At 70.8% G+C, this 12,107-nt stretch carries 15 protein-coding genes; 13 read left to right on the forward strand and 2 right to left on the reverse strand.

The window, feature by feature from the left end; translation table 11 throughout:
• Positions 1 to 961: 961 nt before the first annotated feature.
• Both AC08OO_RS10610 and AC08OO_RS10615 read left to right on the forward strand, forming a co-directional pair.
• The gene (locus AC08OO_RS10610; protein WP_476611511.1) at positions 962 to 1,918 is read left to right on the forward strand and encodes a hypothetical protein; all 957 of its coding nucleotides are present in this window, start codon (positions 962 to 964) and stop codon (positions 1,916 to 1,918) included.
• Between the two features lie 13 nt (positions 1,919 to 1,931).
• The gene (locus AC08OO_RS10615) at positions 1,932 to 2,765 is read left to right on the forward strand and encodes a L,D-transpeptidase (protein ID WP_476611510.1); all 834 of its coding nucleotides are present in this window, start codon (positions 1,932 to 1,934) and stop codon (positions 2,763 to 2,765) included.
• Between the two features lie 67 nt (positions 2,766 to 2,832).
• Here AC08OO_RS10615 and AC08OO_RS10620 read toward each other — a convergent pair whose 3' ends face one another.
• On the reverse strand, positions 2,833 to 3,243 hold the full coding sequence (locus AC08OO_RS10620) for a DUF4386 family protein (RefSeq protein ID WP_476611509.1): 411 nt from the start codon (positions 3,241 to 3,243) through the stop codon (positions 2,833 to 2,835).
• Positions 3,244 to 3,487: 244 nt separating this feature from the next.
• On the opposite strand from AC08OO_RS10620, the gene AC08OO_RS10625 reads away from it, so the two are divergent.
• The 4 genes from AC08OO_RS10625 to AC08OO_RS10640 all read left to right on the forward strand — a co-directional run bounded on the left by AC08OO_RS10625 (position 3,488) and on the right by AC08OO_RS10640 (position 6,563).
• On the forward strand, positions 3,488 to 3,736 hold the full coding sequence (locus tag AC08OO_RS10625) for a TetR/AcrR family transcriptional regulator C-terminal domain-containing protein (protein ID WP_476611508.1): 249 nt from the start codon (positions 3,488 to 3,490) through the stop codon (positions 3,734 to 3,736).
• Positions 3,678 to 4,886: a phosphopantetheine-binding protein gene (locus AC08OO_RS10630; RefSeq protein ID WP_476618463.1), complete on the forward strand. Its 1,209-nt coding sequence runs from the start codon at positions 3,678 to 3,680 to the stop codon at positions 4,884 to 4,886. Before AC08OO_RS10625 ends, AC08OO_RS10630 begins: the two co-directional genes overlap by 59 nt.
• Positions 4,887 to 5,011: 125 nt before the next feature.
• Complete coding sequence (locus AC08OO_RS10635) at positions 5,012 to 5,197, forward strand: response regulator (protein ID WP_476611507.1); 186 nt, start codon at positions 5,012 to 5,014, stop codon at positions 5,195 to 5,197.
• Positions 5,198 to 5,306: 109 nt separating this feature from the next.
• Positions 5,307 to 6,563, forward strand: a complete 1,257-nt coding sequence (locus AC08OO_RS10640) for a DUF2254 domain-containing protein (protein WP_476611506.1) — start codon at positions 5,307 to 5,309, stop codon at positions 6,561 to 6,563.
• 131 nt (positions 6,564 to 6,694) lie between these two features.
• Here the strand turns inward: AC08OO_RS10640 and AC08OO_RS10645 are convergent, their stop codons facing one another.
• On the reverse strand, positions 6,695 to 7,231 hold the full coding sequence (locus AC08OO_RS10645) for an MFS transporter (protein WP_476611505.1): 537 nt from the start codon (positions 7,229 to 7,231) through the stop codon (positions 6,695 to 6,697).
• A 452-nt stretch (positions 7,232 to 7,683) separates the two neighbouring features.
• Between AC08OO_RS10645 and AC08OO_RS10650 the strand changes: the two genes are divergently transcribed.
• From AC08OO_RS10650 to AC08OO_RS10680, 7 genes are all read left to right on the forward strand, one after another.
• Positions 7,684 to 9,081: a wax ester/triacylglycerol synthase domain-containing protein gene (locus tag AC08OO_RS10650; protein WP_476618464.1), complete on the forward strand. Its 1,398-nt coding sequence runs from the start codon at positions 7,684 to 7,686 to the stop codon at positions 9,079 to 9,081.
• 295 nt (positions 9,082 to 9,376) lie between these two features.
• A complete protein-coding gene (locus tag AC08OO_RS10655; protein ID WP_476610207.1) occupies positions 9,377 to 9,688 on the forward strand; it encodes a 4Fe-4S dicluster domain-containing protein in 312 nt (103 codons plus the stop codon).
• Positions 9,685 to 10,128, forward strand: a complete 444-nt coding sequence (locus AC08OO_RS10660; RefSeq protein WP_476610206.1) for a hypothetical protein — start codon at positions 9,685 to 9,687, stop codon at positions 10,126 to 10,128. Before AC08OO_RS10655 ends, AC08OO_RS10660 begins: the two co-directional genes overlap by 4 nt.
• Positions 10,128 to 11,030, forward strand: a complete 903-nt coding sequence (locus AC08OO_RS10665) for an SDR family oxidoreductase (RefSeq protein WP_476618465.1) — start codon at positions 10,128 to 10,130, stop codon at positions 11,028 to 11,030. Before AC08OO_RS10660 ends, AC08OO_RS10665 begins: the two co-directional genes overlap by 1 nt.
• The gene (locus AC08OO_RS10670) at positions 11,027 to 11,203 is read left to right on the forward strand and encodes a hypothetical protein (RefSeq protein ID WP_476618466.1); all 177 of its coding nucleotides are present in this window, start codon (positions 11,027 to 11,029) and stop codon (positions 11,201 to 11,203) included. The genes AC08OO_RS10665 and AC08OO_RS10670 overlap by 4 nt, the downstream gene beginning before the upstream one ends.
• Before the next feature lie 179 nt (positions 11,204 to 11,382).
• Positions 11,383 to 11,589 carry a hypothetical protein gene (locus AC08OO_RS10675; RefSeq protein WP_476608019.1) on the forward strand — a complete coding sequence of 69 codons (207 nt, stop codon included), beginning with the start codon at positions 11,383 to 11,385 and terminating at the stop codon, positions 11,587 to 11,589.
• A gap of 132 nt (positions 11,590 to 11,721) precedes the next feature.
• On the forward strand, positions 11,722 to 12,012 hold the full coding sequence (locus AC08OO_RS10680; RefSeq protein WP_476610204.1) for a hypothetical protein: 291 nt from the start codon (positions 11,722 to 11,724) through the stop codon (positions 12,010 to 12,012).
• Positions 12,013 to 12,107: the final 95 nt, after the last annotated feature.

Below are 12,107 nucleotides of genomic sequence, written 5' to 3' on the forward strand. Positions count from 1 at the left end.
GGGGTGGGTTGGGCGGGCTCGTCGATCGTCTCGACGGCCGTCGGTCCGGTCATGGTCTCTCCCAACGTCGTCACCATCCTCGCGCTCTTCGGCTTCCAGCTTGCCGGTGGTGCGCTGTCATCTGCCGCACGGGCCGGATGAAGATCTTTTCCTTTGGTAGAAATCATACTGTATGAAAATTCTATTCATCTAATGCATTCCGTTAAGAGGATGTTTCCTTCTGCCGCCGTCTCTCAGCCCTGCCCCCGCTGAGCCCGTTGACCGTCTGCCGTAAGCGAGGAGAGATATGAAGCTGAGCACCGACCGCACCCTGGCCGCCCACGTCGGCAGCCTGCCGAGCCCAGGATGCTGGCCGAAGAGGTGCTCCAGCGGGAGCATCACGACCCGACCCCGGAGCGGGCACAACCCGGGCCGTCGCCAACTCCAGGGTCTGGCGAGTACTGCACACCGACCACCGGCGTCCGCTCCCGACCTGTCGGACGGCATTCTCCGTGATCTGGGCGCTCTATTTCTATTCCCCGAGTTCTGCGTGGCCCTCCTTATCACCCTCCTTGGTGCTGGCGGTGCCGGGTGGACCCGGCCCAGGCCGACCCCGTTTACCGCATCCACCATTCCGGCGCGCCGGCGGCCATCATCCTGCACACCACATCCGCGTACCTGGCCCGTTCGGGGAGCCCGACATAATCGTATCGCCGTCCTCCGCTGTCCTGGTGAGGACAGGTGAGTCGGAACATACCGGCCGAACAACTTTCGTCGGCGCCTCCTGGTGGGTACGGAAAAAATCCTCTGCACACACGGCACGGACGGACCGTCCGCGCCCGGTTCCCGCCGCCGTGTTAGCCCGGACGGGGTACCTGGTGAGATCGTGCGGGGTAGCACGAGGACGTCGCAGAGTACTGTCGCCAGGGCGATTCAACGTACACGTACGCCGATAAATTACGCAGGGAAGGGGCGTCCCGCCATGCGCTCGCGAAAAATGTATTTTGCCGCCGTCGGTGCTGCCGGCGCCCTGGCCGCCGCCGTGGCCGGTCCAGCCGGTGCCGCGTTCCCCGACGGGGTGCCCGTTTCCAGTCAGGTCACGCCCCCGGGCGGCTTCGCCCTGCGGCCAGATCTCGACGTGAGTATCGACAACGTCGTCGTCAACCCGACCCCGCCTCATATCGTCGCGCAGATCAACCCGTTGTTCCGCGCCTACTCGATCGGGGCGGCCGACATCAACCGGATCCAGAGCCACCTGCGGTCGCTCGACCTGCGATCGGCAGGCGGGCACGGCGTGGTCTCGTGGACGCTGAAGAACGTCACCGATCATCCGGTCGCCTTCGGCTGGTTCTCGAAGGAGGGGCGGGGCGGCAACGGGGTGCTGGCGGCGGGTGCCTCGCGCACCCTGGACACGCATTCCTCCCTCGTCGTGGCCCGCGCGTTCGACCAGTCGTGGAACCCCTCACCCCAGCTGCCGACGATCGGTGTGTCGACCCACGGTCGGCCGGTGCCGGCCACCGGACAGGGCCCGTCGACCGCGGCCACCACTACCGGCCCTACCGGCACCGGCCCTACCGGCACCGGCCCTACCGGCACCGGCCCTACCGGCACCGGCCCCGTCGCCCCGGGAGCCGGTATCGTGCCGGGCACGCGGGGCGAGGCGCCCTCGTCCCCGCAGGCCTCCGGTGGCGGACAGGCCTCCGGTGGCGGACAGGCTCCCGGTACTGGGGAGTCGACCGGTGGCGGACAGATCCCCGGTACCGCGAAGGCTCCCGGAACGGGAGAAGCCCCGGCCCAGGAGACGGGCTCGACATCACCCGTAACCAGCGGCACGACACCACAGGGCTCGCCCGGGCAGCAGGGCGGCACCGGCACCAGTACCGGCACGACGGTACCGGCGACGCCGATCACGACGAACACCGTCCCCTTCACGGGATGACCGGCGCTATGGGATGACAGAGGTGACGGACGCGGGCACCCGGCGGCCTCGACCACCCGCCGGCTTGTCGGCGCCGCGCGCGTCGGCCGCGCTGATGGTCGCCGTGTGCGGGCTGCTCTTCCCGGCCGCCTGCGCGGTCGGTGGTGAGGGCATCGGCGCCGGGTCTTCGGCCACCGGTATGTCTTCGGCCATCCCCAGGTCTTCGGTAACCGCCAGGTCTTCTCGCGGCGCGGCGGCCGAGCCGGAGGCGGTGAACACGATTCTGACCGCGACCGTCGCCGGCGTGGACGTCTACCCAACGCCCATGTCCACCCGGCCCGCGTCGCGGCTGAGTAACCCGAATGAGGCGGGCGCGCCACGGGTCTTTCTCGTCACGGCGAGGCTGCCCGGATGGTGGCAGGTCCTGCTGCCGGTATGGCCCAACGGCAGCCGCGGATGGATCAGGGACGACCAGGTCCGCGCCAGCACCACCGCCTATCACCTGCAGGTCGTCCGCGGAGCCCACCAGTTGCGGCTGTATCGCGGGAACACGCTCATATCCCTGTTCGTGGTGGCGGTCGGAACCACGGACACGCCGACCCCCGGGGGACGGTACTACCTGACCGAACTGCTGCGGCCGCGGAATCCGACCGGACCCTACGGGCCCTTCGCCTTCGGCCTCTCGGGCTTCTCCACCTCACTGGCCTCCTTCGAAGGCCATGCTCCGATTATCGGTCTGCATGGCACCGACCAGCCCCACACGCTGGGGCGTGACGTCAGCCACGGCTGCATCCGCCTGAGTAACAGCGACATCACCTGGTTGGCGGGCATGCTGCCCCTGGGCACGCCGGTCGACATCGTCGCCTGACCGATCCCGTCTCGACGTCGTCGGCGCGGACTTCGCGGGTGCGACAGACCCCGACGCCGATCTTGAATTACTCAAGGCTGAACAGGCAGCCCGGCAGCGGCTGGCCGTGGGGCAGAACCGGTTCTGCGGGGTCGGCTGGGTGGATGCCGGCGCAGGAGCGCGAAGCCGAGGGTGGCGCGATCCATACTCCCCAGAGTGTGGATCCGAGGAAGCCCGCCGGTTCCCATGCGGGGACCCCGGGGATCACGGTGGTAAGGATGTCGCCCCGGTTGAGCAGGTAGATGGCGCTTGCGACCAGGCCCAGCATGCCCACAGCGGCGGGAAGCAGACGGCGGCGGATGATGATCACGGAGATCGTCGTCGACCAGGCGATGGCGAGCGTCTGGCTGAGGTGCTCGCCAAGCAGGGCGCCGCCGAGCTGGTGTTGTGCGAGCCAGGCGGCGTCGACGGCTGCTCGGGTCGTCGTGTCGCCGGCCATGTACTGCCTGCCAGCGGCGGCACGACGAAGACCCAGCGCAGGAATCCGGCGAGCGCGAGCACGATCGCGGCGGAGCCGACCCAGGTCGCGGCGCGCAGGACGGGATCGTCTCGGCGACCGAGGGCCGTGGGCAGCAGCAGCGTCGGCGGTAGTAGCAGAGCGTAGGTCCAGCCGGTCGCGAACCAGGTCCAGACCAGGCCGGTGCCGCCCAGGTGGATGGACGGAAGGACGACTCGGTGGCCCGATGGACGGCCCCAACGCGCTCGCGCCCAACGAGCGGCTGCTCGCGGCGCTGGCCGACGGCGGGGTGCCGGCGGCGAACGCGGCCCGGTCCGCATATCTGCTGATCGTGTATGTGCTGGGCGCCATCGCGTTGGAGGCCGCCGAGCCGCACGAGCCGGGAACCACCGAGGCGGAGCGGATCGCCGCCCGCCGTGACGCGTTCGCGGCCGTGCCCGCCGAGCATTACCCACGCACCGCCCAGCCAGATTGACGTGCTGGCCGCCTACGTCACCACCGAGCAGTTCAGCTGGGGCCTCGACCGTGTCCTTGACGGGGCGGGGTCAAACGGTCGTAGCGACGCCGCCGTGTTCCGCGACGCGGTCGACCGGTGCGCGGTGGCCCTCGAGACTCTCGGGGTGAGGCCGCGGACACCCGACCCGGCGTCGCTGTTGCGTGCGCGGCATGGCGACGCGGTCACCGCCTTCGTCGGGCAGTACGCTCTCGCCGAGCTCTGGACGGCGTGTGGTGTGCGTCCGAGCGCGCTGGTGGGGTTCGGCTCGGGCGATCTGGTCGCCGCCTGCCTCGCCGGGATCTTCCCCCTCCAGTTCGCGCTCGGGCTGGCCTGGGCGCAGGCGCACGGCGAGCCGGCCGGCAACCTCACGCCAGCGGCCCCCCGGTACCCCGTGTGGTCCGCGGCAGTCAACGGTTGGCTGGACGTGGGTGCGCCGGTGCCGTCGGCGGGCTGGGTCGGGCCGCGTGACGAAACTCCCGACGCCGAGGAACGTCTCGCCCTCCTGCTCGACGGTCGGCGCGAGACATCATCCGGGCGGAAGGTTGTGCCATTGGAGATGGACCCGCGCGGCACCCGTCCCGACGACGGCGCCCGTCCCGACGACGGCGCCCGACACGTGTGGCTCGCGACCGCGGGGCGCCTGTGGACAAGTGGCGTCAGCCTCGACTGGTCGGCGTTGCATGCTGGCCAGGGACATCGGCGCGTGCCCCTGCCGACCAACCCGTTCCAGCGCAGGCGCTACTGGGTCGAGGCGGACGAGCACGCGTTTCCGGCGACTGCCGGAGGAACCGATGCCGGCCCCGCGCCGACGGAGGAGACGCTGCGCGACCGAGTGGAGACGGCACGGGACGCCGAGAGACCCGCACTTGTCATCGATTTCATCCAACATCAGGTCGCGGAAATGCTCGGACTGGACGATGCGGCACAGGTGGACCCGGATCAGAACCTCTTCACGCCGGGGCTGGACTCGCTGAATCTGATCGAGATCGCGGCACGGCTGGGTGCCGAGCTGGAGCAGGACGTCCGGGCCTCGGTCTTCACCGATCATCCGACTATCCGCGCCTACGTGGAAAAGCTGGCGGCATCGCATGACCTGCCCGGCACCGGCCCAGGCAGCCTGACGGGGTAGCCGGCGGTCCGTGGCGCGGATGCCTCCGGGACAGGCCGCCGGTGTCGTTCGACGTGTCGTGTCTCGGCATCCCGAGAGCCAACCCGCACCCGCAAGGGTGGCTCATCTACTGGGTGGGAAGGTCGATGGTAACGGCTTGGGCGGGGCGACGATGGCCGGCTACGGGCGAGGCGGCCCTGGTGGAGGGTGCCGCGCATCCGGTGGACGCCGTTCTGCTCGACCTGATGTTGCCGGGCATGGACGGTTTGGAGGTGTGCCGTCGCCTGCGCACCTCAGGGGACCTGCCGGGCCTGGTGAGCCGCGGGCGCTGACCGTTGGCCTCCTGGAGATCCGTTGCGCGGAGGGGGTGGTCCTTCGGGACGGCCGCGACGCGCGCCTCACCTGCGGGTCAGCCGGGCAGCTGACGGGCATCTCCTGGCCATGCTGTCCGCGCGGCAACAAGGCGTGTGGCGGTCCCGCGCGCGCCGGCTGTGGACCAGCTTCTGGACGATTCCGGCCCTGTGTACCGCCTTGGCGGTTGGTCTTGCCGTTTCGGTTCCCTGGCTGGATGAGCGGGGGCTGTCCGCCGCGCTGCCGTTCCTGTTCAGCGGTGGGCCGGACGGTGCCCGATCCGTGTTGTCCGCGGTCGCCTCCTCCATGATCTCGTTTACCGCGCTGGTGTTCTCGATCACGATCGTGACGCTGCAGCTGACCAGCGGCCAGTTCTCGCCTCGGGTGCTGCGGACCTTCCTTCAGGATCGCCTCACCCAACTGGCACTGGGTGTCTTCGTTGCGACTTTCGTCTATGCGCTGGCGGTCCTGCGCTCGGTCCGCGGCGCGGACACAGCCCGGCCGTTCGTGCCGCGGACGGCTGTCACTCTGTCGGTTCTGCTGGTACTCATCAGCGTTGCGCTCTTCATCGCTTATATCCACCACGTGACCAATGCGGTCCGGGTGTCGCAGATCTTGGCCTCGATCGGCACGCAGACCCGCCGATGCATCGCTCGCCGCTTCGATGGCGTCGGCTCCGTATCCTCGGTACCTCTGCCGACGGCCGCGCGCAGCCCAAGATATAAGGTCATAAGCGCCCCGCGGAACGGTGTTATCGCCGTGGTGCGAGACCGGCCGGTGGTTCGGGCTGCCTCGCAGGCTAATTGTCTGGTTGTGCTCGTGCCAAAGATCGGTGATTTCGTTGCTGCCGGGATGCCGCTGTTCACCGTGCACGATGGCCCCGCCGGCGGCCTCCGCGGAGACCTCGACCGGCAGGCCGTGATTGACGCGGTGGATATCGAGATCGAGCGGAGCATGGAGCAGGACATTGCGTTCGGCTTCCGGCAGCTGGCCGATATCGCGGAACGCGCCCTGTCACCAGCCATGAACGACCATACGACCGCGGTGGCGGCGGTCGATCAGGTGCATGATCTACTACGCCGGCTTGTCACGCGGCACCTGACGCCCCGGGCCCATACTGACCGGGACGGCCAGCCGCGGCTCGTGGTGCCGGAACCCGATCTCGAGGACTACCTGCGGATCGGCGTGGACGACATTAGCCGGTGGGCGCAGGACTCCCCACGGGTACTCGCCCGGCTGCGCCTCATGCTGCGCGACGTGTACGAGCAGGCTCGGCCTGAGCACCGGGCGCGCATCGCTTGCCGCGTCACCCGCTTGGAGCGCCGTCTCGCTGCCAGGAAAGGCTGACCGGCTAGAATGTCCCGTTGCATCCCCTCCCGTGACTGCCCAGACGTCACCTTCTCACCGCCGGTGAACGTCGCCGATGGGTGTGCTGATGGATGAGGTGAGAGATCGGGGATGCCTGGCGGTTGCCGCGGTCAGTGGTGGCGGTCCTCGTACTGCGCGGCTGTGGCGACGTCTCGGGGATAGGTGCGTAGCGCCCGGAGACCGACGAAGCCGGCGGCCACCATGGGAGCCATCATGATCAGGAAGGTGAGTTGCAGGCCCCGGCCGTGCGGGCCGACGAGCATATCCGCCAGCGCACCGAACACCAGCGGTGCCACACCGTCAGTGCTCGTCCGCAGCACGCCACGGATCGCTTCCGCCCGTCCCCATAGCGGTGCCGGCATGATGTCCAGGCGAGCCGCATCCAGCGGCGGATTCGTTGCGCCAAGCGCGATGGCGGCCAGTGCGAACAGCGGAACCGCGACGGTGAGGGTCGAGCTGAGGATGGCCGGCAGCAGCACGGCGGCGAGGAAATAGGCGCCGATGGCGACCTGGATGCGCCCGGTGAGCCGTCCGGCTGCCAGCAGCCGGTCGCCGAGACGGCCACCGGAGGCAACCTCGGCCAGCGCGGCGGCGCCCAGCAGGCAGCGTCTGCATCCGGCCGGTGTGCCCGCCAGCCTGCCGCGCATTCCGCAGCCCTGATCGGCGGGCACCCGAACCGCGCCGTTGCGGCATCGGGGTGCCCCGTCAGCGCACGTCCGCACCGGAGCAGCGAGTTCCGTAAGGCAGCCGTCAGTTTGTTCGGGCGGCCCGAGTGGCATGCTCCTCAGTACAGCGTCCTTGAGAGCACAGCGTCGACGGGTATCGGCATCTGACGGCATGCCATCGGCATCTGCTGACGCTGGCACGACTGCCGCACCGCCCGGTACCGGGCGGCTGTCATTCGCGCGGCGGTGGCGGGGTGGCCGGGGCAGAGTGGTGGCAGCGCCAGCGCCAGCGGCCGGGTAGACGGGGGCCGGGTAGACGGGGGCCGGGTGTGCGTAGGTCGGGTGTGCGGACGGCTGCCCGTGACCGCGGCGGGGCGGGGGCGCGAGCTCGTCCGGAGGGGCCGGGATACAGCCAGCCGCGGGAACGGCGCCGAATGCCCGCGGCCGATGCCTTCTTCCTCGAGGTGGAAGGCCCCCGCAGCCCGCAGCAGGTCGGGGGCGTCGCGGTTCTGAGACTCCTCCCCGGCGGCTCCTCGCCCACGCTCGCCGACATCCGCGCCCATGTCGCTCGGCGCCTGGCGGATATTCCCCCGATGTTGCGACGAGTCGTGTCGCCGGGGCCGTTGTCCGGCTACAGATGGGAACTGGCCCGGAGCATCGACCTGTCCTGGCATGTCCGCGAGGTGACCCTGCCGCCCGGCGCCGGCCGGCCCGGGCTCGAACGGTTCGTCTCGCAGGCCACGGCCGTCGCGCTGCGTCGGGACCGTCCCCTGTGGCGGATGTGGTTCGTGCGAGGTGTCGGGCCGGCGGAAGCCGCGGTCGTGGTTGTGTTGCACCACGCCATCGCTGATGGCGTCCGCGCGATCGCCATGCTGGACCGTTTCCTGGATGGTCCGGAGGATCTGCGTGCTGTGGCGCTGCCCGGAGCCGTGCGGCCGGATTCGCTGTCCGCCTCGCCCGCGCCCGCGCGATGGGTGGCCGTGACCACCGGCATGGTGCGGCTCGGGCTGGACGGAGCCGCGCCCCCCTTCCCCTGGTCTGGGCGATCGGGACCGGCTCGCCGGGTGCGGATGGTGCGGCTGCGACTGCCCGAGGTTCGGGCAGTCGCGCGGGCCGCGAACGCCCGCGTGACCGACGTCCTGCTCGCCATGGTGGCACAGGCCACGGCCCAGCTGCTGGCCGAGCAGGGCCAGCCGTGCGGTGCGGCGGTCCGTGCCATCACGCCGATCTCTCTGCGCACGACAGGCACCGCCATCGGCGACGACCTGGGTAACGCGACCACGGCGGTGCAGCTCGACCTGCCGCTCGACCCGATGCCAGTGTCCTGGCGGTTGCGGGCGATTACCGCCGGTGGTCGGCGGGCGCGGCGCCCGGGGCGGATCCTCGCGGCCGGCGCGGCCCTGCGGGTGATAGGTGCCCTGCCGGCGCCGCTGCGCGGACCCGCGGCTCGCAGCGTCTATCAGGGTCGGCATATTGGAATGATCGTGTCGAACCTTCCAGGCGCGGCGGGCCCGCGGGAGTTCGTCGGCCTGCCACTGCTCGACACCTACCCGCTGGTCCCTCTCGCCGAAGGCGTGCCGCTTGCGGTGGGGGCACTCGGCTGGCAGGACGAGCTCTGCCTCTCGGTGACGACGGATCCCAGCCTTGTGCCGCCGACGGCGGACCTGGCTGGGCGGCTGTCCGCCGGGCTGGACCAGCTGCGTCGCGAGGTGAGCGCCCCGGCGCGCGCCCCTGGGACGGGGTCCGCCTCGGCCGGCTACCAGGGGCGCCCAATCTCGATCGAGTGGGCTGGCCGCGGCTGGCGTCGCCCGGGCGATGCCGGTGACCCGTAAGGACGGCGTGTAGCCGGGAGCGTCCGTGGGTGGGGGCGGATGGTTGGCCGGTCGCCGGTGCGGGAATGGCCGAGGCGGTGGCCTGTCGAGTGCCTGGCGCGGAGAATGCCTGACGGAGAGCCGGTGCGGGACGCTCGCAGGAGAGGGGTGGGTATGCGCGACTTCCCGATCGACCTGGGGATCAGGCCTGGCGCGGGAATGGGCGCGGGGTGGCCGATATGACCGCGGTCCGGCTTCCTGACCCGGTACGGCGGGTCCGGGCGATGCGTTCGGGTGGTGTGAGCGCGGCGGCGTGATGTGCCCGTCCTACATGGTCACCCGGGAGGAGGAGCATTCGACTCGGGGCCGAGCCCGGCTGCTGTTCGAGATGCTGGCGGGCCACCCGGACTCGCCGATCCGCGACGGCTGGCGCTCGACAGCGGTGCGTGACGCGTTCGACCTGTGCCTGGCCTGCAAGGGCTGCAAGAGCGACTGCCCGGTGAACGTGGACATGGCCACCTACAAGGCCGAGTTGCTGGCCCACCACTATGCGGGGCGCATCCGGCCGCTGGCTCATTCCTCGATGGGATGGCCGCCAGGCTCGCTTCCCTGGCGCCCCGGACGGTGAACGCGCTCGCGACCGCGCCCGGGCTCACCGACCTGGTGAAGCTCGCCGGCGGGGTGGCCCGGGCACGGGCCATCCCGCCGTTCGCGTCCGGGTCCCTGCAGGCCTGGTACGCCCGGCGCGGGCCGCGGGGATCCGGCCGGCGGGGCGAGGTGGTGCTCTGGCCGGACACCTTCACCAACCGCTTCCACCCGCACATCGGGCAGGCGGCGATCGAAGTGTTGGAGGACGCCGGCTGGCGGGTCGTGATGCCCGGCGGGACGGTGTGCTGCGGCCTGACCTGGATCTCCACGGGCCAGCTGGCCACCGCGCAGCGGGTGCTGCGGCGCACGACCCGGCTGCTGCATCCGTACCTGCGGGCCGGGACGCCGATCGTCGGGCTCGAACCGAGCACTGGACGTATCCCGGCACTGGACGTATCCCGGGACCGGACGGAGGGATGATGCGGAGATCAGCTGACCAGCCGGGCGGCCGGCGCGGAGTGGTGGTGGTCACCGGGGGTTCGGCGGGGCTCGGTCGGGCGACCGTCCGGCAGTTCGCGCGCCGCGGCTACGACGTGGGTGTCCTGGCCCGTGGCGAGGATGGTCTGGCCGGTGCGGTAGCGGACGTGGCGGCGGCGGGCCGGCGCGGCCTTGCGCTGCCCGCGGACGTCGCCGACGCCGCGGCCGTGCAGGAGGCCGCCGAGCGGGCGCGCGCGGAGCTGGGGCCGGTCGACGTCTGGGTCAACAACGCGATGGCCAGCGTCTTCGCTCCCTTTCCCCAGATCACCCCGGAGGAGTTCGAACGCGCCACAGTCACCACCTACCTGGGCCATGTCAACGGAACCCGTGCGGCGCTGCGGCACATGATGGCACGTGACCACGGGGTGATCATCCAGGTGGGTTCCGCCCTCGCCTTCCGCGGTATCCCGTTGCAGTCGGCCTACTGCGGTGCCAAGCACGCCATCGCCGGCTTCACCGAGTCGGTGCTGACCGAACTGCTGCACGACGGCAGCAACGTGCGGGTTGCGATGGTACACATGCCCGCGCTCAACACCGTCCAGTTCAACTGGGTGCTCTCCCGGCTGCGTCACCACCCGCGGCCCGTCCCGCCGATCTACCAGCCCGAGGTGGGCGCGCGTGCGGTGGTCCACGCGGCCGAGCACCCACGGCGCAGCATGTGGGTCGGCGTCTCCACCGTCGCCACCATCCTTGGCAACCGGATCGCGCCCGCCCTGCTGGACCGCTACCTCGCCCGCACCGGCTACGCCAGCCAGCAGGCACCCGACGACCACAACCCGATGCTCGGCGAGAACATCTTCTACCCGGTGCCCGGTGCCCGGTGCCCGGTGCCCGGTGCCCGGTGACCGGTGACCACGGCGCGCACGGCGACTTCGACGACCGCGCCCACGCCCACAGCCCGGAACTCTGGCTCAGCCAGCACCGCCGCGGGGTGCTCGCCGGCGTGTCCGCGGCCGCCGGCATGGGAGTTGGGGCCGGCATGGGAGTCGGGGCCGACCGGATGGCCCGGCACCGGTAGGGGGCCGGCGGCGGGCGCGCCGGGCCAGCCTGTTGATCTTTCGGTTGCCTGACGAATCCCAGCGGTAGGGGAGAACGTCCGCCCAGGTGGGAACGCTTATCTTGGCGGCCCGTGCCGATCGGCCGCCGTAGGTGACACCAAGATTGCCAAAAAAGTCGGTCAGGAGGGAACACTCACTCATGGGCGCATTCGAAGAGGCGAAAGGCAAGATCAAGGAAGCGGCAGCCGATGTGACCGGCAGCGAAGGGCTGCGGCAGGAGGGGCAGCAGCAGGAGGAGAAGGGCCGGGAGCAGCGCGAGGCGGAAGAGGCCCGGGCTCAGGCTCAGGCCCACGAGAGGGAAGCCGAAGGCCACGAGCAGCGGGAACGGTCCGAACAGGGGACCTGACCACGGTACGGATCGTGGCAGCCGAGGCGGTGTCCCGCGGCCTGGAACCAGCCGCGGGACCAACGATGTGCGGGACCAACAATGTGGCGGATCGGTCGGATCGGTCGGACCGGGTGGGCGGCGATCAGGGCCATGCGGACCGGGTGGGGGATCCTGCTGGTGGCGCAGCCCGGGCTGGTTCTGCGGGCCGCGGGCGGCCACTCCTCCAGCCGCGTCCGGCCGGCAGCCGTGCGGGTGCTGGAAGCCCGCCATCTCGTCCAGAGCCTGCTACCGCCGGGCCGGCCTGGCGTCGCTGTGGACTGCCTGCACGCCGCGAGCATGCTCGCTTTGTACCGCTTGGGCGCTCGCCGGCAGAGCCGGCACCGCCCTGGTGACTCGGTCCCGCCGAAGGCTGGTGCGGCTGCCGCCGGTGCCTTGAGGTGACCGGCGGGTCGCGGGGGCCGAGGTTGTCTCCTGGCTTCGCCAGCCAAGGTGAACGTTCGAAGGAGGATTTCGTGCCGGAGGGCCGCCCAGCCCCG

Source organism: Frankia sp. CeCAU1, from assembly GCF_977971845.1.